The 20942-nt window shown below is 68.9% G+C and carries 23 protein-coding genes; 11 read left to right on the plus strand and 12 right to left on the minus strand.

What is annotated here, in order from left to right; genetic code table 11:
• Positions 1 to 31: 31 nt before the first annotated feature.
• From EV138_RS14465 to EV138_RS14490, 6 genes are all read right to left on the minus strand, one after another.
• On the minus strand, positions 32 to 1204 hold the full coding sequence (locus EV138_RS14465) for a MarP family serine protease (RefSeq protein ID WP_133979466.1): 1173 nt from the start codon (positions 1202 to 1204) through the stop codon (positions 32 to 34).
• Positions 1201 to 1983 carry an NUDIX hydrolase gene (locus tag EV138_RS14470; RefSeq protein WP_133979467.1) on the minus strand — a complete coding sequence of 261 codons (783 nt, stop codon included), beginning with the start codon at positions 1981 to 1983 and terminating at the stop codon, positions 1201 to 1203. Before EV138_RS14470 ends, EV138_RS14465 begins: the two co-directional genes overlap by 4 nt.
• The gene (locus EV138_RS37630; protein ID WP_238158139.1) at positions 1980 to 2591 is read right to left on the minus strand and encodes a TlpA family protein disulfide reductase; all 612 of its coding nucleotides are present in this window, start codon (positions 2589 to 2591) and stop codon (positions 1980 to 1982) included. Before EV138_RS37630 ends, EV138_RS14470 begins: the two co-directional genes overlap by 4 nt.
• Positions 2588 to 3355 (minus strand): endonuclease III, encoded by a 768-nt coding sequence (nth, locus tag EV138_RS14480; RefSeq protein WP_133979468.1) that lies wholly within the window; start codon positions 3353 to 3355, stop codon positions 2588 to 2590. The genes EV138_RS37630 and nth overlap by 4 nt, the downstream gene beginning before the upstream one ends.
• A 55-nt stretch (positions 3356 to 3410) precedes the next feature.
• A complete protein-coding gene (locus EV138_RS14485; protein WP_133979469.1) occupies positions 3411 to 4016 on the minus strand; it encodes a response regulator transcription factor in 606 nt (201 codons plus the stop codon).
• A gap of 151 nt (positions 4017 to 4167) precedes the next feature.
• On the minus strand, positions 4168 to 4836 hold the full coding sequence (locus EV138_RS14490; RefSeq protein WP_133979470.1) for a TetR/AcrR family transcriptional regulator: 669 nt from the start codon (positions 4834 to 4836) through the stop codon (positions 4168 to 4170).
• A gap of 243 nt (positions 4837 to 5079) precedes the next feature.
• Here EV138_RS14490 and EV138_RS14495 point away from each other — a divergent pair, with 243 nt between their 5' ends.
• The 3 genes from EV138_RS14495 (at position 5080) to EV138_RS14505 (ending at position 6375) form a co-directional block, all read left to right on the plus strand.
• Complete coding sequence (locus EV138_RS14495; RefSeq protein WP_202866716.1) at positions 5080 to 5910, plus strand: NAD(P)H-binding protein; 831 nt, start codon at positions 5080 to 5082, stop codon at positions 5908 to 5910.
• A 12-nt stretch (positions 5911 to 5922) separates the two neighbouring features.
• The gene (locus EV138_RS14500; protein ID WP_133979472.1) at positions 5923 to 6123 is read left to right on the plus strand and encodes a hypothetical protein; all 201 of its coding nucleotides are present in this window, start codon (positions 5923 to 5925) and stop codon (positions 6121 to 6123) included.
• 69 nt (positions 6124 to 6192) lie between these two features.
• Complete coding sequence (locus EV138_RS14505; RefSeq protein WP_133979473.1) at positions 6193 to 6375, plus strand: hypothetical protein; 183 nt, start codon at positions 6193 to 6195, stop codon at positions 6373 to 6375.
• Between the two features lie 13 nt (positions 6376 to 6388).
• On the opposite strand, the gene EV138_RS14510 is transcribed toward EV138_RS14505, so the two are convergent.
• Positions 6389 to 6907, minus strand: coding sequence for a PadR family transcriptional regulator (locus tag EV138_RS14510; protein WP_133979474.1), 519 nt, complete (start codon positions 6905 to 6907; stop codon positions 6389 to 6391).
• 107 nt (positions 6908 to 7014) lie between these two features.
• On the opposite strand from EV138_RS14510, the gene EV138_RS14515 reads away from it, so the two are divergent.
• The 4 genes from EV138_RS14515 to EV138_RS14530 all read left to right on the plus strand — a co-directional run bounded on the left by EV138_RS14515 (position 7015) and on the right by EV138_RS14530 (position 10261).
• Positions 7015 to 7569 carry a DUF3159 domain-containing protein gene (locus EV138_RS14515; RefSeq protein ID WP_133979475.1) on the plus strand — a complete coding sequence of 185 codons (555 nt, stop codon included), beginning with the start codon at positions 7015 to 7017 and terminating at the stop codon, positions 7567 to 7569.
• A gap of 28 nt (positions 7570 to 7597) precedes the next feature.
• Positions 7598 to 8959, plus strand: a complete 1362-nt coding sequence (locus EV138_RS14520) for a carotenoid oxygenase family protein (protein ID WP_202866717.1) — start codon at positions 7598 to 7600, stop codon at positions 8957 to 8959.
• Entirely contained in the window at positions 8956 to 9423 is a 468-nt protein-coding gene (locus EV138_RS14525; RefSeq protein ID WP_133979477.1) for a pyridoxamine 5'-phosphate oxidase family protein, read from the plus strand. The genes EV138_RS14520 and EV138_RS14525 overlap by 4 nt, the downstream gene beginning before the upstream one ends.
• A gap of 160 nt (positions 9424 to 9583) precedes the next feature.
• On the plus strand, positions 9584 to 10261 hold the full coding sequence (locus EV138_RS14530) for a Crp/Fnr family transcriptional regulator (protein ID WP_112241576.1): 678 nt from the start codon (positions 9584 to 9586) through the stop codon (positions 10259 to 10261).
• A 1-nt stretch (position 10262) separates the two neighbouring features.
• On the opposite strand, the gene EV138_RS14535 is transcribed toward EV138_RS14530, so the two are convergent.
• From EV138_RS14535 to sp36, 4 genes are all read right to left on the minus strand, one after another.
• Positions 10263 to 11045, minus strand: a complete 783-nt coding sequence (locus EV138_RS14535) for an MBL fold metallo-hydrolase (RefSeq protein ID WP_133979478.1) — start codon at positions 11043 to 11045, stop codon at positions 10263 to 10265.
• Positions 11042 to 11875, minus strand: coding sequence for an NUDIX hydrolase (locus tag EV138_RS14540; RefSeq protein ID WP_133979479.1), 834 nt, complete (start codon positions 11873 to 11875; stop codon positions 11042 to 11044). The genes EV138_RS14535 and EV138_RS14540 overlap by 4 nt, the downstream gene beginning before the upstream one ends.
• 73 nt (positions 11876 to 11948) lie before the next feature.
• A complete protein-coding gene (locus EV138_RS14545) occupies positions 11949 to 12410 on the minus strand; it encodes a RidA family protein (protein ID WP_133979480.1) in 462 nt (153 codons plus the stop codon).
• Positions 12407 to 12568, minus strand: a complete 162-nt coding sequence (sp36, locus tag EV138_RS37280; RefSeq protein ID WP_012918129.1) for a Sp36 family protein — start codon at positions 12566 to 12568, stop codon at positions 12407 to 12409. The genes EV138_RS14545 and sp36 overlap by 4 nt, the downstream gene beginning before the upstream one ends.
• A 74-nt stretch (positions 12569 to 12642) precedes the next feature.
• Between sp36 and bagA the strand changes: the two genes are divergently transcribed.
• The 4 genes from bagA to EV138_RS14565 all read left to right on the plus strand — a co-directional run bounded on the left by bagA (position 12643) and on the right by EV138_RS14565 (position 19891).
• On the plus strand, positions 12643 to 13593 hold the full coding sequence (gene bagA, locus EV138_RS14550) for an ATPase BagA (RefSeq protein WP_133979481.1): 951 nt from the start codon (positions 12643 to 12645) through the stop codon (positions 13591 to 13593).
• A complete protein-coding gene (bagB, locus tag EV138_RS14555; protein ID WP_133979482.1) occupies positions 13590 to 14714 on the plus strand; it encodes an ArsA family ATPase in 1125 nt (374 codons plus the stop codon). The genes bagA and bagB overlap by 4 nt, the downstream gene beginning before the upstream one ends.
• A gap of 136 nt (positions 14715 to 14850) precedes the next feature.
• Positions 14851 to 17202: an endopeptidase La gene (gene lon / locus EV138_RS14560; RefSeq protein ID WP_133979483.1), complete on the plus strand. Its 2352-nt coding sequence runs from the start codon at positions 14851 to 14853 to the stop codon at positions 17200 to 17202.
• 304 nt (positions 17203 to 17506) lie between these two features.
• The gene (locus tag EV138_RS14565) at positions 17507 to 19891 is read left to right on the plus strand and encodes a penicillin-binding protein (RefSeq protein WP_133979484.1); all 2385 of its coding nucleotides are present in this window, start codon (positions 17507 to 17509) and stop codon (positions 19889 to 19891) included.
• A 563-nt stretch (positions 19892 to 20454) separates the two neighbouring features.
• Here the strand turns inward: EV138_RS14565 and EV138_RS14570 are convergent.
• Positions 20455 to 20922, minus strand: coding sequence for a GatB/YqeY domain-containing protein (locus tag EV138_RS14570; protein WP_133979485.1), 468 nt, complete (start codon positions 20920 to 20922; stop codon positions 20455 to 20457).
• Between the last annotated feature and the right edge of the window lie 20 nt (positions 20923 to 20942).

The raw sequence follows: 20942 nt of genomic DNA on the forward strand, positions 1-20942 counted from the left end.
CTTGATCACGTGCGACTGCGAGGTCACCTGATCATGTGCAACTGCGGGTCGAGACTTCCTGAGTGGCCTTCAACCCCGCGGTCGCGTCGGCGGCGACCTGCCCGGCGGTGAGGACGTAGCCGGTCCGGTTGTCCTCGACCGAGGCGGCGAAGACCACGCCGTACACGGTGCCTCGGGGGGAGAGCAGCGGGCCGCCGGAGTTGCCGGGGCGGACCGAGGCCCAGATGGAGAAGGCCCGCCGGGTGACGGTCTTGTCGCCGTAGATGTCCGGGCCCCGAAGCCGTTCCTCCGAACGGATCCGGGCCGGCTCCGCGTCGAACGGGCCGTTCTCCGGGAAGCCGAGCACGACAGCCGCTGCGTCGGCCTTGCCGGCCTCGTCGAACTTCAGCGGCGTGGCGTTCAGCTTCGGCACGTACAGCACGGCGATGTCCACGCTGGGATCGAACAGCACCACGGTCGCGTCGTACGACTTGTCGCCCACCTCGACCTTGGGATTGCCGACCCCGGCGACCACGTGCGCGTTGGTCATCACCCGCTGCGGCCCGTAGACGAACCCGGACCCTTCGAGCCCGCGCGAGCAGTTCGCGACCCCGGTGATCTTGGCGATCCGGCTGCGCGCATCCCGGACCGCGGGCTGCCGCGCGATCGCCGCGTCCGGCGGCTGCGTGTCGCGAATCCGCTCGGGCACGAACGGGTCGAGGAACCGCGGGAACAGATCGGTGTTGACCACGTCGTTGAACGCCTGCAGCGCCTTGTCGGCGCTGCCCGGCAACGCCTCGTCGACCTTCGCCAGCACCGCCGAGCCGCGGACCGCGGAGGTGACGCTGGGGATCCGGGCACCGCTGACCGCGACGCCGAGCACCCAGGCGACGATCAGCACCGAAACCGCGGCCAGTACGGCGCCGCCGAGCGCGTCGACGGCCTTCACCGGCTTCCAGGAGATCTTGTTGCGCAACTTCGACCCGAGGATCGCGCCGACGGTCCGCCCGATCGAGGCGAACAGCACGACCAGCACCAGGGCGGCGAACGACACCTCGACACTGGGCGAGAACCGGTCCAGTACCCGCGGTACGCCGTACACGCCGATGGCCGCGCCGGCCATCAGCCCGACGGTGGCGCAGGCACCGAGCACGAACCCCTCGACGTACCCCGAGATCGCCACCAGCAGCGTCACCACCAGCAGCGCGTAATCGAGACCGCTCACTCCATGTCCTCCGGATGCCCCAGGTCGTGCTCGATGGCCGTCAGGCGGCGCATGTCTGCCGACCTCCGCCCGTCACTCCGCCAGGCCAACTCGACCAGCCGGTCGGGCAACGGTACGACGTTGGCCGGGTCCCAGTCCCGCGCCCAGCCGCCGAGGGTGAGCATTTTGTCCAGCAGCCCGGCCGTGAACCCCCAGATGTAGAGGTCGCCCACGGTGAACGCGGGCCCGGTGAAGCCGGAGGGGTGCAGGCAGCTGATCCGGTTCGCCGGATCGGCCAGCGCGTCGATCGAGACCCGGTGCACCGAGGCGACCTCGGCCGGGTCGACCACCGCCACCGGTGACGGCTCGCGCCAGTACCCGAGCACGGGCGAGACGCCGAAGTTGCTCACCGGCACCCAGAGTGCCGGCCAGACAGCGAACACGTCGACACCGGCCGGATCCAGCCCGGTCTCCTCCTCGGCCTCCCGCAACGCGGTCCGGATCAACCCCTCCACCCCGGTCCCGTCGGCCTCGTCCACCCGGCCGCCCGGGAAGGACATCTGGCCGGCATGGGATCGCAACGTCCACGCCCGCTCGGTCAGCAGCACGTCGGGCTCGTTGCCCGCGGCATCCGTCTCGTTGCCATCAGCAAGCAAGATCAGAACGGCGGACTGGCGCACGCTCGGGTCGTCGGGCGGGAGGAACCGGGACAACTCCACCGGGTCGACCTGCTTCGAGGCCGCCGCCAACGGCTGAAGCCACCCGGGCAGCGGCACGTCGTACGTCGTACTGGTCTTCACCAGCTCACTCCCAGCTTCTCCTCGACCAGTTGGTCCAGCTCCTGCTGGGACTTGAACGCTCCGTAGTGGATGTGCACCAGCGCGCCCTTGGCGTCGACGAAGGCGGTCAACGGCGGCCCGCCGATCTTGAACGGGACCCGGGTCTGCTTGTCGGAGTCGACCAGATGCGGATAGTCCAGCTTCTGCGCGGTCGCGAATTTGACCGCCTCGTCCGCCCGCGGGTCGTCGTAGTCGATGCCGATCAGCTTCACCTTGCCACCGGCCTTCTTCTGCAGCTCGGCCAGGTACGGCGACTCCTGGCGGCACGGCGGGCACCACTGCGCCCAGACGTTGATCACCAGCGGACCCCGCAGATCCGCGAGCCGGACGTCGGGACCGTTGCCCAGACACGGCAGGCTGACGTCAGGCAGCCCATTGGTCACCGGCGGCCGTGACGGAGTACTGGGACACGACACCAGTTTCTGCGCCCCCGCAACTGTCCTGGCACTGCTGGTCCCGGCCGCACCAGGCCCGGCCGCCTGCTGGTCCCCGCAGCCCGCGAGCACGGCCAGCAGGACGAGCGCCGCGAGCACGGCGTACCGGCGTACGGGAGGGCGGGGGTGGTTCACGCCGGGACCTTGACCAGCTTTGCCGCGAGGTCCGGGTCGGTCGGGCCGGTGCCGAACGAGGGACACCATTGGGCGATCGGGCAGGCGCCGCAAGCAGGCTTCTTGGCGTGGCAGCGGCGGCGGCCGTGGAAGATCAGCCGGTGCGACAGCATGGTCCAGTCCTTCTTCGGGAACAGGTCGCCGATCACGTGCTCGGCCTTGACCGGGTCGGTCTCCTCGGTCCAGCCGAAGCGGCGGATCAGCCGGCCGAAGTGGGTGTCGACGGTGATACCGGGAACCCCGAAAGCGTTGCCCAGGACGACGTTGGCCGTCTTGCGGCCGGTGCCGGGGAGCTTGACCAGCTCCTCGAGCTTGTCCGGCACGACCCCGTCGTAGTCGTCGACGAGCGCCTGGCCGAGCTTCATCAGGCTGTTGGTCTTGGCGCGGAAGAAACCGGTCGGCTTGAGGATGACCTCCAGCTCCTCCCGGTCGGCCTCGGCATACGCCTTGGCGTCCGGGTACTTCGCGAACAGCGTCGGGGTCACCTTGTTGACCATCACATCGGTGGTCTGGGCCGACAGGATGGTGGCGACCAGCAACTCCAGCGGTGTGGTGAAGTCGAGCTCGCAGTGAGCGTCGGGATACGTCTCGGTGAGCACCTTGTGCATCTTCCGCGCCCGCCGCACCAACTGGCTGTGCGTCTCCCCGGCGAACACCGGCGCTTTCCGGGGCAGTTTCAGAGGTACCGCGGAAGTCGTCAGGGCCGCGGCAGGCTGGATCGGCATGCAGGCCAGCCTACGTGCGGGCACCTACAGAAAAATCCTCGTCCACCCGCCGCAGTCAGATCCAGCCCGCGTCGACGGCGATCCGGATCGCGTCGACCTGGGTACGCGCGTGCAGCTTGGCGACGATCGAGCTCAGGTAGTTGCGCACGGTGGCGGTGGAGATGAACAACTCCGCCCCGATCTGCTGCGCCGGGGAGCCGCTCGCCGACAGCCGCAGTACGTCGATCTCGCGCGGCGTCAGCGGGTTCGGCGGGAGTTTCAGTGCGGCGGCCGCCACCTGCGGATCCACCACCTGGATCCCCGCCACCACCTGCCGGATCGCGTCGGCGAGTGCCTGCGGCGAGACGTCCTTGCTGAGAAAGCCGCCGGCCTGCGAGGTCAGCGCCCGGCGCAGGTTGGCGGGACTGCCGAACGCGGTCAGGATCAGCGTCGCGCAACCGGGCAACTGCTCGCGGAGCGCGACAGCCGCGGTCAGACCGTCCTGGCCGGGCATCTCGATGTCGATCACCGCGACGTCCGGGCGCAGGTCGAGCGCGGTCGGCACGATCAGGTCGCCGCAGAAGACCTCGGCCACCACCTCGAAGTCCGGCTGCTGCTCGAGCAGGTTCCGCAGGGCGGCCCGGAAGAGCTTCATGTCGTCGGCCAGCAGTACGCGGATCAAGGCCTCCTCCTGCACGCGGCCCTGGCCTCACCCGGGCGTGACAGATTCACAGCCGAGAAGGTGATCACGTCTCTGTCCCCAGGTCCGCCGGGACCGCAGACTCTGAGCAGACATCGTTCGAGAGCGGGAGACTGCCGGGTGCGCGTACAGATCATCGGTCGGCCGGGGTGTTGAGGATGCCGTTGACGAGGACCTGGATCGCCCAGCGGTCGCGGTCGCCGGCGGAGAACAAGGCGTCGCCCATCGAGGTGAGCAGTGGATAGCGATCGGCCGGCAGTTCGGCGTACAGCTTGCGCACCTCGGCGATGTGGTCGGCCTCGTTCATCTTCTTGGTGTTGTAGGCGGCTTGCTCCGCACCGGCCACGGTGATGTGCAGGTAGAGGAGGTCGACCGCCCAGGCGGCGGTCTTGTCGTCGAGACCACCCTCCTTGAGCAGGGCGAGCATCCGGTCCATCACCAGGAGCGCGTTGAGGCCGGTCGGGATGCCACCGAGGGCGACGAGCGCCAGGCCCTCGTGCCGGCTCATCGCTTCGATCGAATTGGCGACCAGGAGCTGAAGGCGCTCCTGCCAGGAGCCGTCGGTCGGTAACCGGACCCGGCCCAGCGCCTCGTCGAGCATCGCGGCCATCAGGTCGTCGCGGTTCTTCACGTAGACGTAGAGGGACGCGGCGCCGGTGTCGAGGACCTGGGCCACCCGGCGCATGGTCAGCGCATCCAGGCCTTCGCGGTCCAGCACCCGCAGACCGGTCCGGACGATCACGGCACGGCTGAGTGGAGCCTTGGCAGGCCTGGCTCGGCGGCTCACTGGTTCGGCGCTCACGGACCAGAGGCTACTACCGAACACTGTTTGACACGAACGTTGTTCGCTACTTATCGTTGACGAACAGTGTTCGTCACGATCACCGTTCGACTCGCTCATCGCCGGCGCGCTGCACGGCGGCGACTCGCTCGTGCAAGGGCCCGGCTCCAGCTACGCGCTCGCCCTCGGCGTTCCGAGTTGCCGCGTGGCCTGGCTGCTCCCCCGACAACTCCCGCCCAGCACCACTGACTCTCAAGGACCATCATGATTCTCGTCACCGGCGGCCGCGGCGCGGTCGCCACCCACCTGACCACCCAGCTCGTCGAGCACGACCACGCCGTCCGTGTCGCCTCGGCCGATCCCGGCAAGCTCGATCCACCCCCGGGTGTCCCGGCGATCAAGCTCGACCTGACTGATCCGACGACCTTCGCAGCAGCCCTGGCCGGGATCGACTCGGTCTTCCTGTACGCCTCGGCGGCGCACATCACCGAGTTCGTCGCCGAGGCGGAGGCCGCCGGCGTACGGCACATCGTGGTGCTGTCGACCGCGGCGGTCCTCGGCCCCGACGCCGGGACCGACCACCTCGCGAAGTCACACCTGGACGTCGAGAACGCCGTCCGGACATCCTCGATCGCCACGACGATCCTGCGGCCCGGCTCGTTCGCGGCCAACGCCGGCGCCTGGGCCTGGTCGATCAAGTCCGGCCGCCCGGTCAGCCTGCCGTTCCCCAACTCGCACAACGATCCCATCCACGAACGCGACGTCGCCGAGGCTGCCTTCGTAGTGCTGACCGAGCCGCGGTTCCAGCAGCGTGAGTACATCCTGAGCGGTCCCGAATCGCTCACGTTCGCCGAGCAGATCGACCAGCTCGCCGCTGCCACCGGCCGGACCATCAGCATCGAGCAGGTCACTCCCGAGTACTGGAAGAAGGCGATGGCCGACTACGTCCCGGAGCCGTACGCCGACGCGCTGCTCAACTGGTGGAAGTCCAACGACGGCAAGCCCGTCCAACTGACCGGCACCGTCGAAGAACTCACCGGCCACCCCGCCCGTTCCTTCGCCACCTGGGCGCAGGACCACCGCAACGACTTCTGAGATCGGACACCCATGCGAATCCCCCGAAAGATCCTGGCCACCGTCGTGCTGGCGGCGACAGCGGCCGGCTTCACCACCGTCCCGGCCGCCGCGGCCGACAGTGCCTACCTGTCGCAGAACAGCTACCTCGACAACTACGCGCCAGTGGGCTCCGCGCCGATCTGCGTCCAGCGCAAGATCTACCTTGCCAAGGGCAACTACCTCTGGTCGTAATTCGTCGACAGGCTGGTCGAATGGAACTCGCGCACCATCTACCTGAGCGCGGGCACCTACACCTGGACCGTGTGCATCCAGGTGGTCGGGAAGTACGCATACAACGTCTCGCAGTACCAGGAGACCAGCAGGCTGCGGAATCCGGCGGGCGGCGAGGCGACCCCGTTGTCCGCCCTCAACTACCTGGGCAGCAGCACCGGCGCCTCGCGCACGTACAACTGGGGATCGGAACTTCTGCCGCTCGACAGCTGAGCCTCGCGGGCGCTTACTTGCTCTTGACCTGGGTGAGCGCCCAGCGGGCCCAATCCCGTTGCATCGCGGCGAAACGCCGGCCGTACTCCAGTGCGATGCGGCCGTAGACGGACAGATCGTCGTCGTCCCAGTCGATCGAATCGTCCAGAGCTTCCAAGTTGGCGTGCAACTCGGCGGCGTGGGCCGCCTGGCCGTCGAGGTAGTCGCGGGCCTGCCGGGGTGTGAGGACGCCGAGGAAGAACACCCTGAGCAGAACATCGCTCCGAGTGGTGCGCTGCGGCTCGGTCTCGGTCAGCCAGCGGCGCAGTTCGGCCAGGCCGGGATCGGTCAGCGTGTACTCCTTGCGGCCGCGCGGGCCCTGCTCGGAGACCACGATCAGACCGGCGTCGGCGAGCTTCGCCAGTTCGCCGTAGATCTGGCTCTGGGTGGCCGGCCAGACGTTGGCCAGCGAGGTGTCGAACGTTTTCAGCAGGTCGTAGCCGCTGGCGGGATGGTCGACCAGCAGCCCGAGCAGGGCGTGACGCAGGCTCATACCGAGCAGCTTACCTTCCACTCTTGACATGTCCAGAGTTGACCTTCTACTTTTGACATGTCGCGATCGGAATGTCCGATCGGCCGCCACCTAGGGAGCACACCCTCATGTCGTACTTGCGGACCTTCGCCCCGTGGATCGTCTACGCGCTCATCCCGTCCGCGCACTGGAACTGGGCGGCGCTGATCGCCCTGGTCCTCTCGATCGGCCTGGTCGCCCAGCAGACCCGCGCCGGCCGCACCCTCGACGCCCAGATCATCGAGCTCGGGTCGGCCGTCTTCTTCGCCGCCGTCACCGTCCTCGCCTTCACCAGCCCGGACAGCGGACTGCACCCCTACACGCCGGCCCTTTCGTCGGCCACCCTCGCCCTGATCGCCGGCATCTCGCTGGCCGTCCGCAAGCCCTTCACCCTGGGCATCGCCAAGCAGACAACGCCCCGCGAGTTCTGGGACCAGCCGCTGTTCGTCCGAACCAACGTGATCATCACCGCCGTCTGGACCGCCTGCTTCGCCGTGACCGCGGTCGCCCTCGCCGCCCTCGCGGACTCCGGCTCGACAGCCCGGACCCTCGTCCAGGTCGCCGGCTTCGTCGTACCGATGGTCTTCACCCTTCGCTACGTGGCGCACATTCAGGCCAAGGCCGCCCAGCTCCGGACCCACTGAAGCCCTTCCCGAGGAGATCGGACCTGTCGTGCACACCGCTCCCGCACCGCACCTGGCCGGCAACTACGCACCCGTCGAAACCGAACTGACCGCCTACGACCTGCCGGTGACCGGCCGGATCCCGCCCGGGCTGACCGGCTGGTACCTGCGCAACGGTCCCAATCCGCACGATGCTGCCTCCGGCCACTGGTTCTTCGGCGACGGCATGATCCACGGTGTCCGGATCGAGGCGGGCCGGGCGGTGTCGTACCGCAACCGCTGGGTCCGTACGTCGACCTTCACCGACGGCGCCAAGGTCAACGACATCGACGGCACCCTGGATCTGACGGCGGGTACGGCGAACACCCACGTCGTACGGCATGCCGGCCGGACACTGGCCCTGGTCGAGTCCTCCTACCCGTACGAACTGACCTGCGAGCTGGACACCGTCGGTTCGTACGACTTCGGCGGCAAGTTGCACACGGCAATGACCGCGCACCCGAAGACCTGTCCGGCCACGGGTGAGCTGCACTTCTTCGGCTACAGCCTGACCGCGCCGTACCTGACGTACCACCGGGCGGACGCGACGGGCGAGCTGGTGATCAGCCGGCCGGTCGACGTACCGGCCGCCACGATGAACCACGACTTCAACCTCTCCGCGAACCACGTCGTCTTCATGGATCTGCCCGTCGTCTTCGACCTGGAGACGGCCCGCTCGGGCGGCGGCATGCCGTTCCGCTGGAACGACGGGTACGGCGCGCGCCTCGGCGTACTGCGGCGCTCGGACCCGTACGGCGAGGTTCGCTGGTTCTCCATCGATCCCTGCTACGTCTTCCACACCCTCAATGCTCACGACCGGACCAGCCCCGACGGCCACGAGCAGATCGTCCTGCACGTCATGCGCTACCCGGAGCTGTTCCGCAAGGACGGCAAGGATGCGCAGCACGCGACCTTGTGGCGCTGGACCATCGACCTGACGACGGGCACCGTCCGCGAAGAGCAGTTGCACGACCGCCCGGCCGAGTTCCCGCGCATCGACGACCGCCTCGCCGGCCTGGATTCCCGGCACGGCCACGCCACCGTCTCCCGGACTCCCACCGGGGCTGTCTCGCAAGGTGCACTGATCCGGTACGACCTGCACGACGGGGCGGTCACGGCGCACGAGTTCGGCCCGGGCCGTACGCCGGGCGAGGCCGCCTTCGTTCCTGCCGACGACCGTCCCGGTGGTGACGGCTGGCTGATGACCTATGTTTACGACGCCGCCTCCGACACCAGCGATCTGGTGATCGTCGACGCCACCGACCTGGCCGCCCCGCCGGTGGCGACGATCCACCTCCCGGTCCGGGTGCCGTACGGGTTCCACGGCAACTGGCTCGCCGATCAGCCCTTGACCAACGGGAGACTCACATGACCGACGACGAAGGCGGCCCCGCGCCGCGCGTGCTCGCCGACGAGGCGCTGTCCGCTCTGCTCATGGAGCAGCAATTCGGCGTACTGGCCACCAACAAGCGCAGTGGGCACCCGCATCTGACCACGATGCTCTACAACTGGGACCCGGCCGCGCGGATCGTCCGGTTCTCCACCACGGCGGACCGGGTCAAGGTGAAGCAGCTGCGCAACGACCCGCGCGCAGCGTTGCACGTCTCGGCCGCCGATCACTGGTCGTTCGCCGTGGCCGAAGGGGAAGCCGAGATCTCGGACCTGACCACGACACCTGGTGATGCCGTCGGCAAGGAACTGCTCGCCATGCTGCCGGCGGAAGCCCAGGCCGGTCTCGGTCAGGCGTTCTTCGACCAGCTCGTCGCCGAGCGCCGGCTCGTCATCCGGCTGAAGGTCAGCCGCCTGTACGGCACGGCTCTGGACGTCACCGGCTAGCGCCTGACAGTGCCCTCCCGGCGCGTCCCGACAGGCCTACGTGGCGGTTCGGCTACCCGAGGGGCTACGGTTTTGGGGCGACCGGGTGGTGATGACCTGGCGCCGGGCCGGCTCGTAGCTGGTCCGAACGTACGTGGTTTAGGTCCGAGGAGGCCCATTCGTGGACGCCGCAGTGCTCCGACAGGCACCGCTGTTCAGTCAGCTCGACGACGACGCAGCCGAAGCGCTCGCCTCGTCGATGACCGAGAGCCGCCTGCGCCGCGGCCAGGTGCTGTTCCACGAAGGCGACTCCGGTGACCGGCTGTTCGTCGTGGTGGAGGGCAAGGTCAAGCTCGGCCGCACCTCGGCCGACGGCCGGGAGAACCTGATCGCCGTCCTCGGCCCCGGCCAGATGTTCGGCGAGCTGTCCCTGTTCGATCCCGGACCGCGCTCCGCGACCGTCACGGCCGTCACCGACGCGTCGCTGATGTCGCTGACCCACGACGAACTGCTCCGCTGGCTGGACGGTCGCCCGGCAGTAGCGCGAGGTCTGCTGCTGCAGCTGGCGTCCCGGCTCCGCAAGGTCTCCGACGTGGTCGCCGACCTGGTCTTCTCGGACGTACCGGGCCGCGTCGCGAAGGCCCTGCTCGACCTGGCCAGCCGCTTCGGCCGGACCGCCGACGATGGCGTCCACGTCCACCACGACCTCACCCAGGAGGAGCTCGCCCAACTGGTCGGCGCCTCCCGCGAGACCGTCAACAAGGCGCTCGCCGACTTCGCGTCCCGCGGCTGGGTCCGGCTGGAGCCGCGCTCTGTCGTCCTGCTGGACGTCGACCGCCTGCAGCGTCGCGCCCGCTGACCTAGCCGTTCAAGTAGTCGAGCTGGGCGCGCACCGAGCGCTCAGCGGCCGGCCAGAGGATCGGGTCCACGTCGGCGTAGACGTGGGCCACGACGGCTTCGGCCGTCTTGTGGCCGTGGGCAACGGCTTCGCGGACCTGGGCGAGGCGTTCACGGCGGTGGTTGAGATAGAAGGACAGGACCGCGCCCGGATCCTCGATCACCGGGCCGTGGCCGGGCAGCAGGCGCTCCACGCCGGCGGGTGAGTTCGCGAACGCACGAAGGCTTTCGAGCGACTCCAGATAGGGGCCCAGGGCACCATCCGGGTGCGCCACCACCGACGTACCGCGGCCGAGGACCGTGTCGCCGGTCAGCAGGGAACCGTCGTCGGGCAGCCAGAAGCAGACCGAGTCCATCGTGTGCCCGGGCGTCGGCAGTACTTCGATGCGCAGGCCGTCCGCCCCGATCACGTCCCCTTCGGCCAGGCCGTGGGCGTGGTCGGTCGGGATCCGGAAGGCCGGGTCGACCGAACGGACCGGGCAGTTCGCCTGCGCCGCGAACCAGGCAGCGCCTTCGGAGTGATCGAAATGCCCGTGCGTCAACAGCACCAGGTCCACGGTGGCGGGCGCGACCGCTTCCAGTACTGCGCGCAGGTGCTCCTCCAGCATCGGCCCGGGATCCACCACGACGGCCCGCGAGGACTCCGGCGCCCGCAGGATCCAGGTGTTCGTCCCGTCCAGCGTCATCGGACCCGGATTGGCGGCGAGCACGCGGGTCGCGTACGGCGTGACTACTTCGGCGGTCATGTCGTCTCCAGGTAGACCAGGTCGTCGTCCTCGACCCGGATGGTCGGCTGGATCGCCCGGATCTCGCGACCGGCAGCAGCCGCCAGGGCATCCGCGACCGCGGCGTACGGGATCAGGTCGCGGCAGCACAGGTATGTCGGCGGGAGCATCAGCAACTCGCCCGCTTCGACAGCCCGGACGGCGTCGGCCGGGCGCAGCCAGGCGACCTGGTCGGACTCGCTCGTCACGTCGCGGGTGATCTGGCCGGCCGGGAGGGCCGCGACGAAGAAAGCGGTGTCGTAGCGCCGGGGCTCGAACTCAGGGGTGATCCAGTGCGCCCAGGCGCCCAGCAGATCAGCACGCAGTACCAGGCCCCGCCGGTGCAGGAAGTCGGCGAATCCGAGCTCGCGGGACTCCAGGGCGACCCGGTCGGCCTCCCAGTCGTCGCCGGTGGTGTCGGCCACGACGGATTCGGTGGACGGGCCGGCGAGCAGAACGCCGGATTCCTCGAACGTTTCCCGTACTGCGGCGGCCACGTACGCCGCGGCCGTGTCGGGCGGGCAACCGAGTCGCTCACCGAACCAGGCAGGCGGCGGCCCCGACCAGGAGTCGGCGATGCTCGAATCCGTGGGGTCCACCCGGCCGCCGGGGAACACGGTCATCCCGGCGGCGAACGCCATCGACTGCTGGCGCCGCAGTAGATAGACCTCGGGACCGTCGGCGGTGTCGCGCAACAGGATCACCGTCGCAGCCGGACGCGGCCCGGCCGGCGTGCGGCGTTCGCGCGTGAAGGCGAGCGCCTCGGCGGCCATCCGGCCGGAGAGGAGTTGTGATTTCAGGTCCCGGACCATGGCACCTCCGGCTCGGACGGTCGACGCCCTGCCTGGTCCACCTGGTCCAGGCAAGGCGTCGTCGGTACGTCGGTCAGCTGACCTCGACGATCAGTTCGACCTCGACCGGGGCGTCCAAGGGCAGCACCGGTACGCCGACGGCGCTGCGGGCGTGCTGGCCGGCTTCGCCGAAGACCTGGCCGAGCAGCTCGGAGGCGCCGTTGGCGACCTGCGGCTGGCCGGTGAAGTCCGGGGTCGAGGCGACGAAGGCGACGACCTTGACGATCCGGGTGATGTTCGCCAGGTCGCCGATCTCCGCCTTGATCGCGGCCAGGGCGTTCAGCGCGCACTGCTGGGCGCAGTCGACGCCGACGGCGGGATCGACGGAGTCGCCGTTCTTGCCGGTGGCGATCAGGCTGCCCTCGCGCAGCGGGAGCTGACCGGAGGTGTAGACCAGGTTGCCGGTCCGTACCGCGGGCACGTACGCGGCGACCGGCTTGGCCACCTCGGGCAGCTTCAGGCCGAGCTCGGCGAGCTTCTCCTCGGGGTGGCTCATGATTCGGTGATCTCCCGCTTGAAGTAGGCGACCAGGTTCTCCGGGTTGAGGCCCGGGACGACCTGGACCAGCTCCCAGCCGTCCTGACCGAAGTTGTCCAGGATCTCCTTGGTCGAGTGGACCAGCAGTGGCGCGGTGAAGTACTCGAACTTCTTCATGAGATGGACTCTAACCGGCTCCACGGTGAGAGTGCTGTGCGCAGTGGCTACTTCGGGGGTCCTACGCTGGGGGCATGGCGAGGCTGCATGTGGTGACCGGCAAGGGCGGCACCGGGAAGACGACAGTGGCCGCCGCCATGGCGCTCGCGCTGGCCGACGAGGGCAAGCGCGTCCTGCTGGTGGAGGTCGAGGGGCGGCAAGGGCTCGCGCAGCTGTTCGACGTACCGCCGCTGCCGTACGTCGAACGCCGGATCGCGGTCGGCCCGGCCGGTGGCGAGGTGTACGCGCTCGCGGTCGACGCCGAGGCGGCACTGCTGGAGTACCTCGACATGTACTACCACCTCGGCCGCGCCGGGAAGGCACTCGACAAGGTGGGCGCCGTCGACTTCGTCACCACGATCGCCCCGGGACTGCGCGACGTCCTGCTCACCGGCAAGGTCTACGAGGCCACCCGGCGGAAGGCGCACGGACGGCTCGCGTACGACGCGGTCGTGCTGGATGCTCCGCCGACCGGGCGGATCGGCCGCTTCCTCAACGTCAACCACGAGGTGGCCGGGCTGGCCAAGGTCGGCCCGATCCGCAACCAGGCGGACGCGATCATGGGCATGCTCCGCTCCGACGTGACCCGGGTGCACCTGGTGACGCTGCTCGAGGAGATGCCGGTCCAGGAGACACTCGACGCGGTGCAGCAACTGGAGGCGATCGACCTGCGGATCGGGTCGATCGTGGTGAACATGGTCCGGCGGAGTCCGCTCGACGACGAGACGCTTGCCCTTGCGGTGAAGGAGAAACTGCCCGCCGCCGAGTTGACCCGCGGACTGAAGGCCGCCGGCATCACCGCAGGCAAGGAGATGGTGACGACCTTGGCCGCGGAGGCACACGACCACGCCGTACGGGTCGGGCTGGAACGGGAGAACCGCGACCGGATCGATGCCTTGGGCAAGAAAGTGACCGAGCTGGCGTTGCTGCCGGACGGGATCGACCACGGCGCCCTGTTCGACCTCGCCGAGGAGCTGCGGTCATGAGCACGCTGGATCTCGATGCCCTGATCGACGACCCGCAGACCCGGATCATCGTTACCTGCGGTTCGGGCGGCGTCGGCAAGACGACGACCGCGGCCGCGTTGGGACTGCGGGCCGCCGAGCGCGGCCGGAAGGTCGTCGTACTGACGATCGACCCGGCCCGGCGGCTGGCGCAGGCGCTGGGACTGACCGAACTCGACAACACCCCGCGCGCCGTCGCCGAGGTGGACCCGGCGAACGGCGGCCGGCTGGACGCGATGATGCTGGACATGAAGCGCACCTTCGACGAGGTGGTGCTCGCGCATGCCACCCCGGCGAAAGCCGAGCAGATCCTCGCGAATCCCTTCTACATGGCGCTTTCCTCGTCCTTCGCCGGCACCCAGGAGTACATGGCGATGGAGAAGCTCGGGCAGTTGCACAAGCAGGCCGAGCGGACCGGCGAGTGGGACCTGATCGTCGTGGACACCCCGCCGTCGCGGTCGGCGCTGGACTTCCTGGACGCGCCCGAGCGACTGGCGTCGCTGCTGGAGGGGCGGTTCCTGCGGTTGCTGCTGGCGCCGGCTCGTGGGCCGATGCGGTTGATGTCGGCCGGTGTGAATCTGGCGATGTCGGTGATGAACAAGGTGCTCGGCGCGCAGGTGCTCACCGACGTACAGACTTTCGTTGCGGCGTTCGACACGTTGTTCGGCGGGTTCCGGGAGCGAGCCGACAAGACAGTGGCTCTGCTGCGTGAGCCGCACACCGCGTTCCTGGTGGTGGCGGCGCCGCAGAACGACGCGCTGCGGGAGGCGTCGTACTTCACCGAGCGGCTGCGCGCCGAGAAGATGCCGCTGGCCGGCGTAGTACTCAACCGAGTGACCACCACGCACGTGCCGGAGTTGTCGGCCGAGCGTTCGCTGGCTGCGGCCGAGAAGCTCGAAGAAGCCGGCAAGTCGGAACTGACCGCCGCCGTACTGCGGTTGCACGCCGACAAGATGCAGCAGGTCGTCAGCGACCGTAAGCGCGCCGACCGGTTCCACCGCGGCCACAGGTCGATCCCCACCGTCGACGTCCCGGCCCTCCCCGACGACATCCACGACCTCACCGGCCTCCGCACCATCGGCGAGCTCCTCACCGCCTCCTAGATCTCGGGTCACCGGCCCTTTACCGCTGAGAATCGGCTTTTCACCCTCAGCGAACGCCTCGATCGGGCGGGAATGACCAGGTGGGACCGCTGGTTGAGCCTGTCAGACTCAATTTTCGATCTGAGGGTGTGACAGCGTGACTGAGACGTTGAATCTTCCTGTTCTGCCGCTCGACGACGTCGTGGTCCTGCCTGGAATGGTCGTGCCGGTACGGCTGGCCGACACCGAGGCGCGCGCCGCCATCGATGCCGCGCAGGCCTCCGGTCAGGACCAGGTCCTGCTGGTGCCGCGGCTGGACGGGAAATATGCCAAGGCCGGGACGCTCGGTGAAATCGAGCAGATCGGCCGGCTGCCGGGCGGTGCCCAGGCAGCGGTCATCCGGGGTGTCGCCCGGGTCCAGATCGGTGCGGGGACCACTGGTCCCGGTGCTGCTCTCTGGGTCGGCGCGACCGTCCTCGACGAGACCACGAACGACAAGTCGGGCGAACTGGCCCGCGAGTACAAGCAGTTGGTGACCACCGTTCTGCAGCGCCGCGGAGCCTGGCAGGTGATCGACTCCGTCAAGCAGGTGAACGACCCGGCGGAGCTGTCCGACCTGGCCGGCTACGCGTCGTACCTGACGAACGAGCAGAAGAGCTGGCTGCTGGAGACGCCGGACGTGTCCGAGCGGCTGGCCAAGCTGATCGGCTGGGTGAAGGACCACCTCGCCGAGCTCGAGGTCTCCGAGACGATCCAGAAGGACGTCCAGGAGGGCATGGAGAAGCAGCAGCGGGAGTTCCTGCTGCGCCAGCAGATGGCCGCGATCCGCAAGGAGCTGGCCGAGCTGGACGGCAAGGCCGAGTCCGAGGAAGAGGACTACCGCGCCCGCGTCGAGGCGGCCGACCTGCCCGAGCACGTCCGCAAGGCCGCGCTCGCCGAGGTCGACAAGCTGGAGCGGACGGCGGAGCAGTCCCCCGAGGTCGGCTGGATCCGGACCTGGCTGGACACAGTCCTCGAGATGCCGTGGAACGAGCGGACCGAGGACGGCTACGACCTCCGTGAGGCCCGCGCGATCCTGGACGCGGACCACGCCGGTCTGGACGACGTGAAGGAGCGCATCACCGAGTACCTCGCCGTACGGCGCCGCAGGGCGGACCGCGGGCTCGGGGTCGTCGGTGGACGCCGCAGCGGCGCAGTACTGGCCTTGGTCGGTCCTCCTGGCGTGGGTAAGACCTCGCTGGGCGAGTCCGTGGCCCGTGCGATGGGCCGCAAGTTCGTCCGGGTCGCACTGGGTGGTGTGCGGGACGAGGCCGAGATCCGCGGTCACCGGCGGACGTACGTCGGTGCGCTACCGGGCCGGATCGTCCGGGCGATCACCGAGGCCGGTTCGATGAACCCGGTGGTGCTGCTGGACGAGATCGACAAGGTGGGCGCGGACTACCGGGGTGACCCGACGGCCGCCCTGCTGGAGGTGCTCGACCCGGCCCAGAACCACACCTTCCGGGACCACTACCTGGAGGTCGAGCTGGACCTGTCCGACGTGGTCTTCCTGGCCACGGCGAACGTGCTCGACTCGATCCCCGCACCGCTGCTGGACCGGATGGAACTGGTGCAGCTGGACGGGTACACCGAGGACGAGAAGGTCACCATCGCTCGCGACCACCTGCTGCCACGGCAGCTGGACCGGGCCGGGCTGGGTACCGACGAGGTCAGCATCGACGACTCGGCGCTGCGGTTGCTCGCGGGCGAGTACACCCGGGAGGCCGGCGTACGGCAGCTCGAACGGTCGATCGCCCGCGTACTGCGGAAGGTGACCGCCAAGCTCGCCCTGGGCGAGGAGTTGGGGACGCTGGCGATCAGTGCGGGAGACCTGAAGGGCTACCTGGGTACGCCGAAGTTCACGCCGGATTCGGCTGAGCGTACTGCGCTGCCAGGTGTGGCGACCGGTCTTGCGGTCACCGGTGCCGGTGGTGACGTGCTCTTCATCGAGGCGTCACTGGCGGACAAGGAGACCGGTCCGACCGGAGTCACGCTGACGGGTCAGCTCGGCGACGTGATGAAGGAGTCGGCGCAGATCGCACTGTCCTACCTGCGGTCGCACGGTGCCGAGCTCGGGTTGCCGGTCGGGGACCTGGCTGAGCGGAACACGCACATCCACGTTCCGGCGGGCGCTGTCCCGAAGGACGGTCCGTCGGCGGGTGTCACGATGACGACGGCGCTCGCGTCGCTGCTGTCGGGACGGCCGGTCCGCTCGGAGGTCGCGATGACCGGTGAGGTGTCGCTGACCGGACGGGTGCTCCCGATCGGTGGCGTGAAGCAGAAGCTGCTCGCGGCACACCGGGCCGGGCTCACCACGATCCTGATCCCGAAGCGCAACGAGCCGGACCTGGAGGACGTGCCGGAGTCGGTGCTGGCGGAGCTGACGGTTCACCCCGTGAGCGACGTACGCCAGGTGCTGGAGCTGGCGCTCGAACCGGCCCAGGTCGACGCACGCCAGTTCGCCGCCTGAGCAAGTCCGGTACGGCGTTCGCCGGCTGAGCCGGGTCGGTAAGTCCGGCTTCGGCTGAGCCGGGTCGATGAGACAAGACCGGCTTCGGCTGAGCCGGGTTCGTTCGACGGCCGGTCGGGTCCCTTGACGGGGCTCGGCCGGCCGTCGTCCTTTTGGATGAAATTCGGCCGGCCCGGGTGCCGGCAGGCCGTAGTACGGGCCGGTTTTCGGGCGCTCCTGACGCCTGGGAGCGCGCTGGGGTTGACGTGAGGTAGATCACGTTGCCGAATTCGGCGTGGCTCTTAGATCACGTAGTCTTTTGCGCATGCGCGTAAGGGAGAAAGGCGATCGTGGCGTCGTCCAGTCAGTGGTCCTGTTCCTCGGAGTGAGCGTGCTGTCCGGCGCTCTCGCCGCCGGGCTGGCGATCCCGTTCGCGGGGCTGGCCGGGTTCGGCACCGAGAAGACGGCCGAGACCCTGCAGGACCTGCCGGTCGAGCTGAAGACCGACCCGCTCGCGGTGAAGAGCAAGATGGTCGCCGCCGACGGCTCGCTGATCGCCGACCTGTTCGAGCAGAACCGGATCCCGGTGAAGCTGGGCCAGGTGGCGCCGATCATGCGCAAGGCGATCGTCTCGATCGAGGACGACCGGTTCTACCAGCACGGCGCCCTGGACGCGAAGGGCACCTTGCGCGCGCTGATCCGCAACCAGAGCGACGGCGGCGTCTCCCAGGGTGGATCGAGCATCACCCAGCAGTTCGTGAAGCTCAGCCTGATCGAGAAGGCGCGCACCGAGGCTGAGGTGAAGGCCGCCACGGCCGAGACCTACCAGCGCAAGATCGCCGAGCTGCGCTACGCGGTGGCGGTCGAGAAGCAGTTCTCCAAGGACGAGATCCTGGAGAAGTACCTGAACCTGGCGAACTTCGGCGACGGCGCGTACGGCATCGAGGCCGCGTCGCAGCACTACTTCTCCGTGCACGCCTCCCAGCTCAACCTGCAGCAGGCCGCGATGCTGGCCGGCCTGGTGAAGAACCCGACCGGCTACGACCCGACCAACTCGCCCAAGCGCGCGAAGGACCGTCGCGACGTGGTGATCAACCGGATGAAGGAGCTCAACGTCGTCACCGCCAAGCAGGCGGCCGACGCGATCCGCACCCCGGTCATCGACCCGAAGAAGCTGCAGAAGGTCCCGAACGGCTGCGCCAGCGGCAGGTACCCGTTCTACTGCGAATGGGTGATGTCGAAGCTGGTCGACAGCAAACTGTTCGGCAAGACCAAGAAGGACTCCGAGCACTACATCAAGACCGCCGGCCTGACGATCAAGACCGGCCTCGACCCGAGGATCCAGGCCGCGGCGCAGGCGTCCATCAACAAGAACGCCAAGCCGACCGACCAGGCGATCTCGGCGGTCACGATCGTCGAACCGGGCACCGGCATCGTCAAGGCGATGGCCCAGAACCGCAAGTACGGCGGCGGCAAGAACGAGACGGCGTACAACTACAACACCGAGAAGTCGTACGCCGGTGGCTACGGCGGCTTCCAGAACGGTTCGACGATGAAGGCCTTCACGATCGCCGCCGCGATCCAGAAGGGCTTCCCGACCACCCACCGGATCAACTCGCCGGACACGCTGGACCTGAGCAACGCGAGGTTCCCTACCTGTGACGGATACACCCAGGCAGGTGACGACTACCACCCGAAGAACTCGACCAAGGGCGGCGGCGACCTGACCATGGTGCAGGCTGCCCAGCACTCGACCAACACCTACTTCCTGCAGCTGTCCGAGCAGGTCGGGCTCTGTCAGATCGCCAAGGTCGCTGCGGCACTCGGCATGAAGGACGGCCAGACCGGTGACCCGCTGCAGCAGGTGGTGTCGATGACGCTGGGCGTCGGTCTGGTCACCCCACTGATGCTGTCCAACGCCTACGCGACCTTCGCCGCGCGCGGCAAGTACTGCGTACCGGTCAGTGTCACCGCCGTGCTGAACTCCAGCGGCAAGCCGATCGGCAACTTCGGCCCCAACTGCAAGCAGGTGATCGAAGCGAAGGTCGCCGACGGCACCACCTATGTGCTGAACAAGGTGCTGGAGCCGGGCGGTACCGGCGCACACCTGAAGTTCGGCCCCAGCGACCTGGCCGGCAAGACCGGAACGATCAACGACAACAAGGCGGTCTGGTTCTCCGGGTACTCCAGCAGGCTGGCCGCCGCCTCGGTGGTGGCCGACGTGCACCCGACGTCCAGGACGCTGGTCGGCCAGACACACGACGGCAGCGAGCTCAGCTTCTCCGAGGTCTCCGGCTCCGGCGTCGCCGGACCGATCTGGGAGGACGCCATGAGGGGCGCTCTCAAGGGCCTGCCGACCACCCACTTCACCCAGCCCGACGACAAGACCGTCCGCGGCGACGTGAAGGACATCCCCTCCGTCGTCGGCCTGTCTCCCCAGGACGCCACCACCAAGCTCCAGGAAGCCGGCTTCACCGCCCAGGTCGCCCCCGGCCTGGTGAAGTCCGGCGAACAAGCCGGCACCGTGGCGTGGACCAGCCCCCGCCAGAGCGACGGAGCCCCCGAGGGCTCCAACATCACGCTCTACATCTCCGACGGCACCAAGGGCCAGCAACCACCGAACACCCCGATCACCCCCGGTGGCCCAGGCAAACCGAAGCCGAACTGCCCACCTTGGAACCCGAAGTACCCCAACTGCGGCGGCCGCTGACCTCCGCACACCGGTTCGAGTCAGCCGGCGAGTTGGCGCGCCCGCTTCGCGCCTCCTTCGTCGGCACTCGACCCACCCCGGGACGCCGCTTCTCCGTCGCGGCTAGAACGGCATCGCGGCCCGCGCTCGTCGCAGTGCCTCACAGGGTTGGCGCTCGCGCCACCACCGGGCGCTCCGGGACTCCCAACGCGGGAGGCTCGGGTCCTCGACGGCTGGGGTGCTCCGACGCAAGGGTGCGGCGTCTCGGGGCGGGTTGGTCCAGCCCGACGCAGAAGAGGCGAACCGGCGTACGTCCGCGACGAGCCGAGTAGTCGAACACCCCCGCGGCACCCCCGCGCAGTTTCAGCCGCGACGCAGGAGCGGCGTTCCGGGGCGGGTGGGTCGAGCCCCGACGCAGGAGGGGCGAAGCGGGCGGCACCCCACCCGCGCTGAGCTCAGTACCCGAACGACGGGCAGCACCCCGCGCAGTTTCAGCCGCGACGCAGGAGCGGCGTTCCGGGGCGGGTGGATCGAGCCCCGACGCAGGAGGGGCGAAGCGGGCGGCACCCCACACCCGCGCCGAGTCAGCCTGCGAGTTGGCGTTTGACCTCGGCTGAGACGGCGCCCCCATCCGCTTTGCCCTTGACCTTCGGCTGGAGCGCGCCCATCACCTTCCCGATTCCACGAGGACCGAGTTCGGCCGCGCCGGTTTCGGCGATGGTTGCGGTGACGAGGGCGGCGATCTCCTCGGCGGTCAACTGCTCAGGAAGGTACTCGGCCAGGATGTCCGCCTCGGCCTGCTCCTTGTCGGCCAGCTCGGCCCGGCCTGCCTCGCGGTACGCCGTCACGGACTCCCGGCGCTTCTTCGCCTCGGCGGTCAGTACGTCGAGTACCTCCGCGTCGGACAGTTCGCGGGCCTCCTTGCCGGCCACCTCCGCCTTCGTCACGGCCGTCAGCGCCATCCGCAGGGTCGACTTGCGGATCTCGTCGCGCGCCTTGAGGGCGGCGGTCATGTCGTCGTGCAGGCGCTGCTTCAGTTCGGAGTTGGACATGTGCACGATTGTGGCAGGCT

Origin of the sequence: Kribbella voronezhensis (assembly GCF_004365175.1) — a bacterium.
GTDB lineage: Bacteria > Actinomycetota > Actinomycetes > Propionibacteriales > Kribbellaceae > Kribbella > Kribbella voronezhensis.

Coding starts and splice junctions, on each gene's coding strand:
- bagA (WP_133979481.1), top strand. CDS start 12,643: ATGGCGAGGCTGCATGTGGTGACCGGCAAGGGCGGCACCGGGAAGACG.
- EV138_RS14535 (WP_133979478.1), bottom strand. CDS start 11,045: ATGACCGCCGAAGTAGTCACGCCGTACGCGACCCGCGTGCTCGCCGCC.
- EV138_RS14495 (WP_202866716.1), top strand. CDS start 5,080: ATGATTCTCGTCACCGGCGGCCGCGGCGCGGTCGCCACCCACCTGACC.
- EV138_RS14540 (WP_133979479.1), bottom strand. CDS start 11,875: ATGGTCCGGGACCTGAAATCACAACTCCTCTCCGGCCGGATGGCCGCC.
- EV138_RS14525 (WP_133979477.1), top strand. CDS start 8,956: ATGACCGACGACGAAGGCGGCCCCGCGCCGCGCGTGCTCGCCGACGAG.
- bagB (WP_133979482.1), top strand. CDS start 13,590: ATGAGCACGCTGGATCTCGATGCCCTGATCGACGACCCGCAGACCCGG.
- EV138_RS14545 (WP_133979480.1), bottom strand. CDS start 12,410: ATGAGCCACCCCGAGGAGAAGCTCGCCGAGCTCGGCCTGAAGCTGCCC.
- EV138_RS14570 (WP_133979485.1), bottom strand. CDS start 20,922: ATGTCCAACTCCGAACTGAAGCAGCGCCTGCACGACGACATGACCGCC.
- EV138_RS14500 (WP_133979472.1), top strand. CDS start 5,923: ATGCGAATCCCCCGAAAGATCCTGGCCACCGTCGTGCTGGCGGCGACA.
- sp36 (WP_012918129.1), bottom strand. CDS start 12,568: ATGAAGAAGTTCGAGTACTTCACCGCGCCACTGCTGGTCCACTCGACC.
- nth (WP_133979468.1), bottom strand. CDS start 3,355: ATGCCGATCCAGCCTGCCGCGGCCCTGACGACTTCCGCGGTACCTCTG.
- EV138_RS14565 (WP_133979484.1), top strand. CDS start 17,507: ATGCGCGTAAGGGAGAAAGGCGATCGTGGCGTCGTCCAGTCAGTGGTC.
- EV138_RS14515 (WP_133979475.1), top strand. CDS start 7,015: ATGTCGTACTTGCGGACCTTCGCCCCGTGGATCGTCTACGCGCTCATC.
- EV138_RS14510 (WP_133979474.1), bottom strand. CDS start 6,907: ATGAGCCTGCGTCACGCCCTGCTCGGGCTGCTGGTCGACCATCCCGCC.